Raw genomic sequence first — 14,521 nt, 5'->3', positions numbered from 1 at the left:
CGGTTAAGCTTTGCGATTAGCAATGATGTAGTCTGCCAGTGTACGTACCGAGTAGAAGATTTGTTTTCCTTCACTGGGGTTCTCTATCTTTATACCGTATTCGCGTTCCAGAATCAGGATGATTTCGAGTGCGTCAATGGAGTCAAGGCCAAGACCTTCGTCGCCAAACAGAGGGGCTTCGTTGTCAATATCTTCCGGAGTGATTTCCTCAAGGTTCAACTCTTCGATTAGTTTCCCTTTCACTTCGTCCATCAGTTCTCTTTTGGTTTGATCTAAATTATCCATAAATCGTTGATATATTATTAAGTTGTTTAAATTCTGCTTGATAATGTCCGCCCAGTAGTTCGCACCAGCCTATGATACAGGTGCGTAACTTGCCTTTTGCCATCACAATCCTTGCATAATCCTCTAATGAGGCAGCATCTGATTGCCGACGGACAAAGAATGTATTCTCTCCCTGAATCTTGTGCCGGATACAGATTTCTCCCAATACTACATTGGGGAGAGTGTATACAAACATGGCAGGACTGGCTGCTTTGTCTCCTTCTTTACTGATGATTGCCTGATGTTTGCAGTCCGTATCCAGAGAGGAAGAAGCATTGGCAAGAATGATTCCAATCTCTTTCGGATGGTAGTTTGTATCTTTCAGTAAATATTCGGCAGCTACATATCCCAGCTTACAGAGGTTGTCCATCTTATAGAACTTCATATTGTTTTCTCCCAGATGCTTGTATGCTTCCCGGATAAACGGTGCAAAGTCAGTTTCCGAAGAGCTGAATACAGTTGTTCCTTTACTTTCTACTGCTCCTGGTCTGATTGTGACCATGTTGCCCGATTCCACAACCGCTTTGTAAACTGACGGAGCACTCGCTTTGTCGGTTGCCTGCGAGTTTGCTTTCTGTTTCAGATGAGCATCGGGGAGGGATAATACCAGTGCGGCATTACAGCCTCCGAAACCGGAAGCGGTTTTGATGCAGCATTTCATCGGCATCGGCTGATGAGTAGCATAGACAGTGATAGGCATGGGAACACCGAGTGTTTCATACCCTAAAGTTCCGTAGTATCTTCCTTCTTTTAGTTGCTCTATGCAGAGTATGGTTTCGATAATGCCCGAAGCTCCTAATGTATGACCGAAATAGGGCTTAAGGCTATTCACCGGAACTGTAGCTAATCCCGCCAGATGTATGGCTTTGGATTCCATTTCATCATTGTAAACCGTAGCTGTTCCGTGTGCATTGATAAAGCTAATGTCTTCGGGGAGTGCTCCGGCTTCTTCCATTGCCTGATTAATGGCTAGAGCTAAACCGTCCCCTGTTCGGGAAGGACCGGATATATGGTTGGCGTCATTGCTGATTGCTCCTCCGGAGAGAATAATATGATTCGCGTTTCCTTGAGTTTCTAAAAGAACAGCTCCACAGGCTTCGCCCAGACTTAATCCATCCCGTTGTATATCGTATGGTCGACAAAGGTGTGCGCTGACAGATCGGAATGATAGAAAGCCGCTGGTAATGAAATGAGAAAGAATATCCCCACCTGCCACAATCACTCGTTTGTAACGTCCTGATTCTATCCATCTCTTAGCGACGATTAGTGCCGAGACTCCTGATATACAAGCATTGGAGATGACCTCTACCTGATTTGTCGCTCCAAAGAAATCTCCGATTCGTTCCGCCATTTTCCAAAGAAAAACCGGACTGTCAGCAGGTAATTCACTCAATAAATCAACATTTCCTTTAGTGGTAGATAATAACAAGGCGCAATCCGGCTCCCGCAAGTCGGCTCCCGATTGAGAAATAACCTCTTGGATAGCCAGTATGAATAATTGCTCCATCCGGGTATAATCCGTAATCTGCATCAGCTTCGCCCGTTTTTCCAATTCCACAGAATCAATCATTCCCGCCAATAGGGGATGATCGGAAATTAGGCCGGCTTCTTGCATACGGATTCCGCTTCGGTAGTTATGGATGGCCTCCAGGTTTTCCGGGATGCCGAAACCTAACGAACTAATCAGCGTATGGGCTGTGATGTATATATTTAAAGGATATTCCATTTCTTTTTCCATTCCAGATAAAACGGAGGGTTCATAAGCTCCAATTCTTTATTCAGGTTCAGGAACACTTGTATGGTGCTTCCGGTAGCTACTATACTTTGGTCGGTAGCCCGGTAGATAACGTATTCAAATTTTATCTTGGCTGCCTCACAGGCAATATAGCGCGTCTCGACAATCGCTTCTTCACCAAAAGATAGTGATTGTTTGAACTGACAGGTTAAATCCACGATAGGAACCATGTATCCCTCCCGGTAAATACTCATATAATCCAAACCATACTGTTTGCCAAAAGCTTCTCTTCCATCTTCAAAGTAGCGCACATACTCACCATGCCATACAATCTGCATGGAGTCTATTTCGCTGAACCGCACTCTGAAGGTAGTCCGGTTAGTCAAAGCTGCAACCTGTTGATTCGTTTTCCGTTTCATTCTTTTTTTATAAATATTTTCATCCTGCATTCAGCTATCAGCTTGTCTTCCACTTTCACTTGTGCAGAAATCAATGTAATGTCGAATACCTCCTGTACAACGGTAATCTCCGTAAATAGTTTCATCCCGATCTTTGGCAAATCGTAGATTTTAAGTTTGTCTACCGAGCCGATAAACCCTAACGGTACTTTTTCACCCTGCCGGGTATAAAGAAATCCGATACGTGCTGCTACCGATTGAGCGATGTGTTCAATAATTCCCGCCTCTTGCAGTTTTCCGGTTTCGCAGAAAATATTATCAGCAGTAACAGTCAGTCCGGAATAGGAATGATTCTCTTCGATACCAAAGAAACTGTCCACCATCACGATGGGCGGACGCTGTGGAATCAGATTGAGTATTCCTTCTCCTTGTATGATAACTTCCCTGTTGTTCATTTCAATCTGCATTGTACAATGCTGTGTCCCATTCCTAAATGGTCATCTATCTTTTCGACTTCCAATCCCGCTGCTTTGATGCACCGTTCCATATCATCCGAATGATACATTTTGCTGTTACCATTTGCCATGGCTGTGAAATAAAGACTGATTTGTGTCAGGCAATAAGCGGCTGTGTCAAACTTTTGCCGGTTCCAGAAAGTTTCCATGATATAGAGGCGGCTCTCCCGGCTCATAGAGCGGGCTGCACGGGTCAGTATGCTGGTTACTTCTTCTTCCGAGAAACAATCAAGGAACTGGCTCATCCAGATAGCATCGAACCCTGTCGGGAAAGGAACTTCGGGATCGAGCAGATTGGCGCCATACCCGTGGATACGCATTGCTCCGGGCAGTTCTTTAGTTTGTTGACGCATCATCTCCAATTGTTGCGGAAGATCCATTATAGTTACTTCCACCGCGTCGTCATAGCTTACGCACTTGGTTGCCCATCGACCGGTATTACCTCCCACATCCAGTAAAGTCTTGGGATGGCGGGCGAAAACAATCGCCAAAGCTTCGTCAAACGAGCAATCCGAGTAATAATGATCGAAACCGAACCAGCTCTTTTGTACCTGTGAGGGTAAGCTTGACAGTCCTTCATAGATGGTACTCCATTCGCCGAATACTTTCAGCCCTTCGGGACGTCCGTTGGTGAGAGCCTCTTCAAGATGGAACATTCCCAGATAGTTGACATCGTGGTTGAAATCCAGATTGACACGTACCATCTTGTCGTTGAGCAGGAACCATCCGGCTTTGGCAAGGCGGTAACGGTTTTCGTGCTGCAATACGGTACCGATGGTTAATGAGGCTTCCAACAAAACTTGTGTCGCATAAGAAGACAACTCACAAGCCTTGCTGATTTCTTCTTGTGTCATGCCAGCGCGTTCGTCGGCCAGTAACTGAAAAATACCGAATTTGAGCATAAGGCGTGATACCTGAAACACGACGGGCCCGAAAGCTATTTCTTGTGCCAGGCGTTGTGCCTCTACCGCGGTCAACGGTTCCTTATCATATTGATTCTGTTGCATCTTTATTTTGTTATATCTTTCTATTTCAATCCTTTGAGAGCGAACCGTCACTTGTGGTTTCCCAGAATGAGTAATAGTTAAACCATTGTTCCGGATAGCGTTTCAGTATCTGGTCCAAAGCGGCCGTATATTGTTCGAGCAGAGCTGTCTCTGCTTTCTTTTCTTTGGTTCGTATGATTGGTTCCGTCCTTATAAAATGAAAACGGTAGGTTCTGCCCGGCTCTCTCATGGCAAAGTAGAATACCACCGGAACTTTCATTCGCGAACCAAGCAGGAAAGGACCGGCAGGGAAAGGAGCTTTCTGTCCCAGGAGTGTTCCTGTCAGCAGTTTCTCTTTATTCAGATAACGGTCGCCCTGAAAGCATACATATTCTTTCTTGTTTAACGCCTCGGTAATACGGAAAACGTGTGTCAGGTTATCTTCGTTGACGGGGATAATCTTAAAATCCTTGTCCTGACCATTTTTCTCCAATATCTCTTTGATTCTACGATGTTCGGCATCATACATCACGATATTGATTTTCTTTCCGTAATCGTCGAAGAAAGGAACGCCTATTTCCCAGTTTCCCACATGGGCGCCAATCATAATCACTCCCTGTTCGCTGTTCAGCAATTGCAGAAATTCCGGATACCGTTCGAACTCGAATCGGTATTGATCGACTTTTCCGTTGCCAATGGCTACTTTGTCAATCAGGATTTGCCCTAACCGGTAATAGTTGCGTAGCAACATACCCAAAGAGCGTATTCGGTTGTATTTCAGAATGCGGCGGGCATAAAACCAGGTGCTTTTGGTGGCTTTCGGAGCAAACGGTATGAAGTACAATACTACCAGACTTAGAAATATATAAGCGGCAGTAATGCCCAGATACTTAATCAGGTAAATAAAGAATAAGTATCCGAATGTTCCTCCCCGGGTTTTGCCTTTCCACGTCGACATATTTACTTGGCTTCCTGCATACGGGTGATAACGAGATCGTAGAAGTCCTGGAAGGTTTTGATACCCGCAAAATCTTGTCCGGTTACGTTGAAACCGAAGTTCTTTTCTACCAGTACCACCATATCGACCAAGTCCAGGCTGTCCAGTTCAAGAGTTTCCATTAACGGTGCATCCGGCTGGATAACGTCGATGTCTACTTCAAACTCTTCTGCCAGAGTGGTTCTTATTTTCTCGATGATTTCTTCGTTTGTCATATATCTGTTTTCTTTAGTAAATTATGGATTGATTTTGCGTATGATTAGCGTGGAATTGGTTCCTCCGAATCCGAATGAGTTGGAAAGGAACGTATCAAATTCCAGGTTTACCCGTTGGGTAGGTATATTTAATTGTGCAGAGGCCTCGTCCGGTTCCTCGAAATTGAGGTTGGGAGCGATGAAACCGTTGTTCATCATGAGGGTGGAATAAATCACTTCACTGGCACCGGCCATCCACATTTCATGTCCTGTCATAGACTTCGTGGAAGTCACATACGGGTGATGCCCTTCAAATACTTCCGCAATGGCTTTTGCCTCGTTCAAGTCACCTACCGGAGTTGAGGTGGCGTGTGCATTGATATAACTGATCTGTTCGAGTGCAATCCCTGCATCTTTGATAGCCATTTGAAGAGAACGTTTCGGGCCGTCCACATTAGGCACGGAGATGTGATCTCCATTGGATGAAAAACCGTAACCGATGACTTCGGCCAGAATGGGAGCTCCCCTTTTTACAGCCGATTCATAACTCTCTAATACCAGACTGGCGGCTCCTCCACTTGGAATCAGCCCGTCACGTCGTTTATCAAAAGGTTTCGAGGCTTTCTCGGGGACTGCTTCCTGGGTGGAAAATGCGCTTAGTCCGTCGAAACTTCCTACTGCATAAGGATTGACTTCTTGTGCGCCACCGCAAAGAATACAATCCTGCAATCCCGATTTTATAAGCAGGTAACCCATGCCAATAGCGTGAGAACCGCTTGCACAGGCTCCGGCAATGGTGAAGTTGACCCCTCTTAGTTTGAAAATAACCGACAGGTTCATTGTCACGGTGGAATTCATCGACTGGAAAATAGAACCGGAACCTACCAGTGCAGTGTTTTTCTTTTCACGAATGATGTCCACTGCGTTAATAACAGGAGCGGCACTACTATCATTGCCATACAAGATACCCACTTCATTGGCTTCGAGAAAATCCTCATTAATACCGGCATTACGGAAAGCTTCTAATGTAGCGAGATAAGCATATTCTCCCTGCTCCGGTAGACAGAGACGTTTACGGCGGTCCAACAACTTCTTCAAGTCGGGACGTTCCAATATCCCCGTTAATGCAGAAAAATAGCCCAATTCTTTCCGTACCGGGTCTATGCCAATTCCCGATTTCCCATGATATAGTGAGTCTTTTACTTCATCCAGATTCTTGCCGATGCAAGAGTAAATCCCCATTCCCGTGATAACAACTCTTTTCATTATTTTGTCTATTCTATGCTTTTATTTTAAGTATATAGTCCTCCGTTGATGGAAATCACTTCTCCTGTGATGTAGGATGAGGCTGGAGATGCCAGGAAACCGACCAGGTCGGCAACCTCTTCCGGAGTGCCGAAACGTCCCGCGGGAATATGTTTCTTCCATTCGTTCTCATCAATTCCTTCCGTCATATCCGTACGGATGAATCCCGGAGCTACTGCATTGACTGTTACTTTCTTCTTGGCAACTTCCTGTGCCAGTGCTTTGGTAGCGGCTATTACGCCACCTTTGGCTGCGGAGTAATTGGTTTGGCCGGGCATTCCCTGAATGCCCGACAATGACACGATATTTACGATACGTCCATAACGTTTGACCAGCATATTCTTCAATAAAGGCTGTGTCACGTTGAAGAATCCGTTCAGGCTGATATCGAGCACTTTGCTCCATTCTTCTCCTGTCATCCAGAGCATCAGGTTGTCTTTGCGGATACCTGCATTGTTTATCAGTACCTCGATATATTCGTCAGGGTGTTGGGAAGCCCAGTTGCCCAAAGCAAGGGTGATAGCGGCAGGGTCGGTCACATCGAACTTCATCAACTCGCCATTACTTCCTTTTTCCTGTACTAACTGCAACGTTTTCTCCGCTTCTGCGTCATTATTCTGATAATTTATCAGTATAAAGTAGCCCATTTCCGCCAGTTTACAACTGACAGCACGGCCGATACCTCGGCTTCCTCCGGTTACTAATGCATATTTCATTTTATTTATCTTCTTTTTTGAGATAGTCTATCATCATTTCTATCTCTTTATATTTAGGTGTGTCATTGGTAAATACAGGGAAGAAACTGCGTATTTCTTCATAAACCTGCCTGCTTTTGGAACTTAGGCGATCCTGTATTTTCAGGTAGTCGATAGCTTGTGCCATTCCCATGAACTGGATAGCCATCACCTGATAAGAATTCTCAATGACTGTTTTTGCTAATAGAGCCGAGTTGGTTCCCATGCTGACAATATCCTGATTATCATTGTTGTTGGGGATACTGTGTACATACATCGGATTTGATAATGTCTGACACTCCGCTGTGGTGGAGGTTGCAGTGAATTGCGAAGCCTGTAAACCATAGTTCAATCCAAGCACTCCCAAATTTACAAACGGAGGCAGGATGCCATTGATACGGTCGTGGAACAGATAGTTAATCTGTCTTTCGCAAAGCATAGTCAGCTTGGTCACGGCAATTTTCAACTTGTCCATTTCGAAAGAAATGTAATCTCCGTGGAAGTTGCCGCCATGATAAATATTTTGTGTATCCGGATCGACAATCGGATTGTCACAGGCGGAATTTATTTCGTTTATTAATACTTCTTCCGCATTCTCCAGTTCATCGTAAATAGGACCGAGTATTTGCGGAACACATCGCAAGGAATAATAGGGCTGTACTTTGTGTTCGAAGATTTTCTCTTTATGCACCTGGTTGTATAGCTCGTTCTCTCTTTGAAGCACGCATTTACTGCCTGCCACCCATTCTCTCATCATAGCAGCTATCTCTTGTTGACCTTTATGATGCTTGGCCTCGTTTAATGCCTGTGCCATAAAATCATCATAAGAGGCGGCAATCTCATTCATCATTACAGAGGCAGCCACCGACCAACGGAGTAGTTTTTTTGCATAAATCAGATTGACAATACCGATGCCTGTCATTACAGAAGTACCGTTTGTAACGGATAAACCTTCACGAATACGCATGGAAAAAGGTTTCAGACCGTTTTCCTGAAGCACCGTAGCTGCGTTACACAATTTACCCTGATAAAAAACTTCCCCTTCCCCTATTAACGTCAGGGCGATATGGGCCAGTTGTACGAGATCGCCGCTGGCACCTACACTTCCGTGTTCGGGTATGAACGGATAAATTCCGCGGTTGATAAATTCACAGAGGAGAGAAACCAGTTCCAGATGCACTCCTGACTTCCCTTGTAGAAAAGTGTACAAACGGGCAATCATAGCTGCTTTTACATAAAGTTCGGGAAGCGGTTTGCCGGCACCGGTGGAATGGCTTCGGATGATATTATACTGAAGGTCGATCAATGACTGATCTTCTATTCTGTATTGTGCCATTGGGCCGAACCCCGTATTGATACCATAAATAATCTTATCGCTGGAAAAGGATTGCAGAAAATCGAAGCTTTCCTCTACTTTTCGAATACATTCTTCAGAGAGTTCCAGCTTCTCATTATCAAACAATACTTTATGAAGGGTATCTAAATTTATACTTTTGTCAGCTATCATTTTCTGTACTAGATATTTTATGCCTTAATAATAAGGTGCAAAAATAGGCAATTTCTGTTATATAGCGGACATGAATCAGGATAAAACTTTTTCTGGGGAATTGGTTTTGCTTGTTTTGTTTCTCATTCGTGGGAGATTTGTTCCCCGGTACCGCTCGATGCCTTCATTGGTGCCGGAGGGTGTCTTCATCGGTGGGGAGAAAAATCAATCTATGCTTTTTGCAAATCCCGTCCTTCATACTTGCAGATCGCTTCTATCCATTCTTTGGTCAGTGGCATGGACTCATGTCTTTCAAGATCGAAAGTAACCATGATGGACTTGCAAACACATTTCACCTCATTGGTTTTCGTATCAATGACTTGTTGAACCAGATGAAAGCTTTTGGTACCTATCTTAGAGACGGCGGTTTGTACAGCGATGTGGTCCGATGCGAAAATTTGCTTGACAAAATTCGCTTCGATATGAACAACGACAATGCCAATCTTTTCCCAATCTACTCCCGGGCATACTGAACCGAAGTATTCAGTCTTTCCCAAGTCGTAAAAGGAGAAGTAAACCGTGTTGTTGACGTGACCAAATTTGTCTACATCATTGAATCGCAATTGGATAGGTAATGTGTGATGAAATACGATTTCTTCCATTGTTTTCTCTTAAACGTTTTAAATTCGACACAAAAATAGCACTTTTGCTTTCTTGCTTGAAATTGGGACAAAGATAGATATTTCTGCTGATTCTGTTCTCGGAGACGGGGGAGAAATTAGTTAATAATCGTTTAAACTGGAGTTTTGGAACGTTTATTCTGACTTCTGATATGTGGAAACAATCAGAAGGATGGAAAGGAACTTTTAAATACGGATTATTCTTAACTTATTATCTTGTGGAATATGTCCACATTTCTGTGGAATTTTTGCACAGGATCGTGCTTGAAACTTAATCTGGCTATTAATGCTTTTTTTCTTTATTGCAAATTATTTATGTATTTGAAAATGAGTGATATAATCTCTTTTGTTAAACTTGGCAAGTCTCGTTGTATCAGTCTTTTGTTATGCTTTTGGCACATAAATTGCCTAATATTGATGGTAATCTATCCTAATAACTATTCTAATTTTAGAACAATAATGGAAGTAATAATGAAAAACAAATGGCTATTATGCATTCTTTTAATGCTGTTTCTGCCTTTCGGATTATTCGCGCAGGTGGCTCCTCCTCTTGAAAAACAGAAGACAGAAACACAGGAAGCCCCGGAAAATAACAATGAAGTTACGACAAACAGCGATACTACTACCGACGGGGATGCTGGAAAGACAATCAAAGGAGTGATTAACGACGAACAGGGAGAGACAATCATTGGTGCTTCCGTCATTATCAAAGGTGAAGACACCGGAACTACCAGTGATATGGATGGTAGGTTTACTCTCGAAGCTCCGGAAGGAGCGATTTTAGTGATCTCTTACATCGGCTATCATACGCAGGAAGTGAAAGTCAGAAAGAGATCTCTTCTTCGTGTTGTGTTGAAAGAAGACAATCAGTTATTGGATGAAGTGGTAGTGGTAGGATACGGAACCGTCAAAAAGAGTGACCTTACGGGTGCTGTGTCCGGTGTATCCAACAGACAATACAAAAATCAACCTGTACAACGGGTTGAAAATATACTCCAGGGTCGTACTCCCGGTGTAGAAGTCACTGCTACGAGTGGTATGCCCGGAGCAAGTATGAAGGTGCGCGTTCGTGGAACTACCTCTATCAATAAAAGCAGTGATCCTTTATATGTGATTGACGGTATCATCTCTTCCAGTGGCTTGGACGGTATTAACCCTTCTGATATCCAGTCGATGGAAATACTGAAAGACGCTTCCTCCACTGCCATTTACGGTTCCCGTGGTTCGAATGGCATTATCCTGATAACCACCAAACAGGGTAGTGAGGGAAAAGCACAGGTAACGTTCGATGCATCGGTAGGGCTTTCGACTGTCAGAAAACAGTATGACCTGCTGAACGCTTACGAATATGCAACTGCACTGAATGACATTCGCGGATCGTCTACTATCTCTGCCGAAGATCTTGAGGCTTATAAAAATGGAACGAAAGGAATTAACTGGACTGATCTTCTGACTCGTACAGGTATCACCCAGGATTATCGGCTCGCCATATCCGGAGGAAATGAAAAAGTGAAATACCTTATTTCGGGAAATGTGCTCGATCAGGAAGCCATCACCATCATGTCCGATTATAAACGCTATGGAATTCGGGCAAACATCGACTCGGAAGTGAAACCCTGGTTGACAATCTCTGCAAAATTAAACGCATCCAGTCTTCACAAACACAATGAAGGTGGGGCGAACTGGTTGCATGTCACTAACTTTTCGCCTACCATGGAGCTGAAAGATCCCGAAACCGGCGTGTACAATACAGACCCGTATAATATGATAGGTTCCAGCCCTTACGGTGAAATGATAGTGAACAATAGCGATAGCTATAGCTATAATTTAAACGCCAACCTGACATTGCTGTTCAAAATCATGAAAGGACTGACGCTTTCCGTTCAGGGAGGTTATGACTACGATAATAGTCCTTCTTATTCTTTCCGGTCGAAACTGGATTCGCCGGGTGCTATCAATAGCGCAAGCAATACCAACGCATTGCATAACTATTGGCAGAATACTAACAATCTGACCTGGCAAAAGCAATTCGGAGATCATAGCTTCACTGCCATGGGCGTATGGGAAATAAGTCGTTCGTGGGACTCACAACTAAAGGGAACCGGTTCCAATCTGAACAATGAAAGTGTTGGGTACTGGAATCTTGGCAATGCTGCTATCAGAGATGCGAGCAATTCATACACGGAATTTTCTTTGGCTTCCGGTATCGTACGTGCTAATTACGATTATAAGAAACGATATTTTATTACCGCTGCATTAAGAGCTGACGGTTCTTCTAAATTTCAGGGAGACAACAAATGGGGATATTTCCCTTCCGCAGCTGTGGCTTGGGATATTGCACAAGAATCTTTCATGAGCAACCAGCACGTGCTCGATCAGTTGAAACTGCGTGCCAGCTTTGGTGTCACCGGAAATCAGGATATTGCTGCTTACAGCACATTGGGTATGTTATCGGGGGCATCTTACGGCTGGGGAACTTCCACTTCCTCTACGGGATATTGGGGATATCAGTTTGCTACACCCGGCATTACCTGGGAAAAGACTTACCAATATGATTTGGGATTGGATATGAGTATCGGAGGCTTTAATATTACAGTGGACTGGTTCAAGAAACAAACGAAAGATCTGCTCTTTCAGAAACAGGTGCCTAAATATAACGGAGGTGGTACTTATTGGGTGAATCAAGGAAAACTGAACAATACCGGAGTCGAATTATCCCTTACCACTTTCCCTGTAAAGGGGGCTGTGACGTGGGAAACCAGCCTGAATGCTTCTTATGTGAAGAATGAAGTAGCAGACCTCGCAGGAGATGACTTTGTACTCACTGCTAACTATAGCGATTTGGGAGGTCCTATGCAGATTATGAAGCCCGGTTATCCTATGGGATCTTTCTATGTCTATCAATGGAAAGGATTCGATGATAAAGGCGCCAATCTTTATCAGAAAGCAGATGGTAGTCTGACAACGAATCCGACTTCCGATGATCTGGTTGTGAAAGGACAGGCAAGTCCCAAATGGACAGTAGGTTGGAACAACACTGTTACTTGGAAAAACTGGACGCTGAATGTGTTTTTCAATGCTGCCACCGGATATGACCGGTTGAATATCAGCCGTTTTATGGCGGCATCCATGACTGGTGTCTCTCGTTTCGTAACCTTGCGTGATGCCTACTTCAAAGGATGGGATCATGTTGCCAACAAAGCGGACGCTCTTTATCCGAGCCTTACCAATACCGACAACAAGAGTTATGCTAATTCGGATTTCTGGCTTGAAGATGCTTCTTTTATCAAGTTGAAGAATATCAGCCTTTCGTACCGCATTCCTCGCCGTGTACTGAAGTTTGCAAGTGTACAACTGTCCGTCAGCGCACAGGATCTCTTTACAATCACCCGCTACAAAGGAATGGATCCTGAAGTGTACACTAGTTATGACGGACTGGATTACGGTGCTTATCCGATTCCTCGGACAATCACCTTTGGAGCCAAATTCAGATTTTAAAACCGTGTATTAAGACAATAACCGTATGAAAACAGCATATACCTTTATAATGAAAGCCTTGCCTGTGCTTCTGACAGCTTTGTGTTGGACTTCGTGTAGTGATTTTCTGGAAGAAGATCCGAAAGGACAGTTACCTTCGGATACCTATTTCAGTAACAAAGAAGATCTGGACGCTTCGCTGACGGCTCTCTATTCCGTGATCGCAAGTTCACAGGCTAGTAATAATCTTTGTGGAACGAACTTCCTGGTGGGAGATGATATCTCCACTCATCCTTCCAGTAATAAACAACCTCTTCGTGAACACGATCAGTTTGATGTGAAAGACAATAACTCGTGGTTGTCCAGTATGTGGGAGCAGCGTTTCAAAGTTATCAAGGCTGCCAATTTTATCATAAATAATGCGGAGCGTACGCCGGAGGTATCAAAAGACGATATAAAAGTGGCTATTGCACAAGCACATTATTGGAGGGCCTACTCTTATTTTTATCTGGTGACTACTTGGGGACGGGTTCCCATCATGCTGAAAGAAGAAATAGATTATAATGCTCCGTTGAAGACGGAAGAAGAAGTGTACGAATTGATTCTGTCTGACCTGAAAATAGCAGAAACCGATTGCCCCGCACTGTACACGAAGGAACCGTATGGCAGAAATGGAATGAACATTGCTGTAAGTGAGGGAGCCGTAAAAGCAACGATGGCTTATGTCTATATGTGTATGGCAGGATGGCCGCTTAATAAAGGAGTAGAATATTACAAGCTGGCTGCCGCCAAAGCCAAAGAAGTGATAGACGGTGCAGATGGTGGTAGCTACTATTATAAACTGCTGCCGGAATATAGCCAGGTATATTCATGGGAATACAATAATAAGAATACGGAACTTCTGTTGGGTATCTATTATAATAGGGATGCAGCAGGACAATCCGCTCCCTTGACCGATTTCCTGCAAGATATGAAACAGGCCGGTTGGGGAGATACGAATGGAGAAATTAATTTCTGGATGAACTTCCCCGAAGGCCCTCGTAAAGATGCTACGTATTTCCCGAAAATCATGCTTAGCGACGGGAAACTATATGATTGGTGGTATGATACCGATCCTGCTTCCCGCGAGGTAGTGGCGCCTGTCTTTATGAAGACCGTGGAAGGTGCTGTACGCGGAACTGAATTTGATTATACAAATCCTGCCGTAGTCAATGCATCGGGGGAGAAAACATTCCAGTTATTACGTCTTTCGCAAGTATATTGCTGGTATGCCGAAGCAACAGGCCGTGCGGGAGAAATCAATGAACAGGCGGTTAAAGTGTTGAACGAAGTGCGCAACAGGGCAGACGGTGAAAAAACAAATAGATATACGACGGATATGTCTCCTGATGAACTGGCGGAAGCAGCCTACAATGAACATGGTTGGGAAATGGCCGGTTATTATTGGGGCGGTATTGCGAGCAGAGCCAGGGATATGTTCAGAATGTACCGGTATAAGGATCATTTTGAATTTCGTAAGAAAAATGAGCCTATTGAAGTGGTGTCCGGAGTTTTCAGGAAAGAAGCAGTAACGGTCACCGGAACTTGGGATGACAGTAAGATGTATGTTCCTTATCCCTATGAAGATGTGATTTTGAACCCGAATCTGGACAATAGTTGGAAGAACAAATAGCGTTAGGGGTTGATTTTT

General features: G+C 44.0%; 13 protein-coding genes. 2 read left to right on the top strand and 11 right to left on the bottom strand.

Annotated elements, in window-relative coordinates:
- Positions 1-3 precede the first annotated feature (3 nt).
- The 11 genes from ACT8YW_RS01525 to ACT8YW_RS01475 all read right to left on the bottom strand — a co-directional run bounded on the left by ACT8YW_RS01525 (position 4) and on the right by ACT8YW_RS01475 (position 9,336).
- Complete coding sequence (locus ACT8YW_RS01525; protein WP_004297289.1) at positions 4-285, bottom strand: phosphopantetheine-binding protein; 282 nt, start codon at positions 283-285, stop codon at positions 4-6.
- Complete coding sequence (locus tag ACT8YW_RS01520) at positions 278-2,050, bottom strand: beta-ketoacyl synthase N-terminal-like domain-containing protein (protein ID WP_444103748.1); 1,773 nt, start codon at positions 2,048-2,050, stop codon at positions 278-280. Before ACT8YW_RS01520 ends, ACT8YW_RS01525 begins: the two co-directional genes overlap by 8 nt.
- Positions 2,035-2,478, bottom strand: a complete 444-nt coding sequence (locus tag ACT8YW_RS01515; protein ID WP_004305454.1) for an acyl-CoA thioesterase — start codon at positions 2,476-2,478, stop codon at positions 2,035-2,037. The genes ACT8YW_RS01520 and ACT8YW_RS01515 overlap by 16 nt, the downstream gene beginning before the upstream one ends.
- Positions 2,475-2,912 carry a hydroxymyristoyl-ACP dehydratase gene (locus ACT8YW_RS01510; RefSeq protein ID WP_444103747.1) on the bottom strand — a complete coding sequence of 146 codons (438 nt, stop codon included), beginning with the start codon at positions 2,910-2,912 and terminating at the stop codon, positions 2,475-2,477. The genes ACT8YW_RS01515 and ACT8YW_RS01510 overlap by 4 nt, the downstream gene beginning before the upstream one ends.
- A complete protein-coding gene (locus ACT8YW_RS01505) occupies positions 2,909-3,979 on the bottom strand; it encodes a class I SAM-dependent methyltransferase (RefSeq protein WP_444103746.1) in 1,071 nt (356 codons plus the stop codon). The genes ACT8YW_RS01510 and ACT8YW_RS01505 overlap by 4 nt, the downstream gene beginning before the upstream one ends.
- Positions 3,980-4,004: 25 nt before the next feature.
- Positions 4,005-4,916 (bottom strand): LpxL/LpxP family acyltransferase, encoded by a 912-nt coding sequence (locus ACT8YW_RS01500; RefSeq protein WP_444103745.1) that lies wholly within the window; start codon positions 4,914-4,916, stop codon positions 4,005-4,007.
- A 2-nt stretch (positions 4,917-4,918) separates the two neighbouring features.
- On the bottom strand, positions 4,919-5,170 hold the full coding sequence (locus ACT8YW_RS01495; RefSeq protein WP_004305450.1) for an acyl carrier protein: 252 nt from the start codon (positions 5,168-5,170) through the stop codon (positions 4,919-4,921).
- A gap of 21 nt (positions 5,171-5,191) precedes the next feature.
- Entirely contained in the window at positions 5,192-6,415 is a 1,224-nt protein-coding gene (locus tag ACT8YW_RS01490) for a beta-ketoacyl-[acyl-carrier-protein] synthase family protein (RefSeq protein WP_007764491.1), read from the bottom strand.
- A gap of 26 nt (positions 6,416-6,441) precedes the next feature.
- Positions 6,442-7,170 (bottom strand): 3-oxoacyl-ACP reductase FabG, encoded by a 729-nt coding sequence (fabG, locus tag ACT8YW_RS01485; RefSeq protein ID WP_004324738.1) that lies wholly within the window; start codon positions 7,168-7,170, stop codon positions 6,442-6,444.
- A 1-nt stretch (position 7,171) separates the two neighbouring features.
- The gene (locus ACT8YW_RS01480; RefSeq protein WP_004324740.1) at positions 7,172-8,695 is read right to left on the bottom strand and encodes an HAL/PAL/TAL family ammonia-lyase; all 1,524 of its coding nucleotides are present in this window, start codon (positions 8,693-8,695) and stop codon (positions 7,172-7,174) included.
- A 209-nt stretch (positions 8,696-8,904) separates the two neighbouring features.
- The gene (locus ACT8YW_RS01475; RefSeq protein ID WP_004324741.1) at positions 8,905-9,336 is read right to left on the bottom strand and encodes an acyl-CoA thioesterase; all 432 of its coding nucleotides are present in this window, start codon (positions 9,334-9,336) and stop codon (positions 8,905-8,907) included.
- 489 nt (positions 9,337-9,825) lie between these two features.
- Between ACT8YW_RS01475 and ACT8YW_RS01470 the strand changes: the two genes are divergently transcribed.
- On the top strand, positions 9,826-12,852 hold the full coding sequence (locus ACT8YW_RS01470; protein ID WP_444103744.1) for a SusC/RagA family TonB-linked outer membrane protein: 3,027 nt from the start codon (positions 9,826-9,828) through the stop codon (positions 12,850-12,852).
- A gap of 25 nt (positions 12,853-12,877) precedes the next feature.
- Positions 12,878-14,503, top strand: a complete 1,626-nt coding sequence (locus ACT8YW_RS01465) for a RagB/SusD family nutrient uptake outer membrane protein (protein WP_444103743.1) — start codon at positions 12,878-12,880, stop codon at positions 14,501-14,503.
- The last annotated feature ends 18 nt before the right edge of the window (positions 14,504-14,521 follow it).

This window comes from Bacteroides sp. (genome assembly GCF_052357945.1).
In the GTDB taxonomy this organism is placed as follows: domain Bacteria; phylum Bacteroidota; class Bacteroidia; order Bacteroidales; family Bacteroidaceae; genus Bacteroides.
This window is presented reverse-complemented; position numbering and strand designations above follow the sequence as displayed.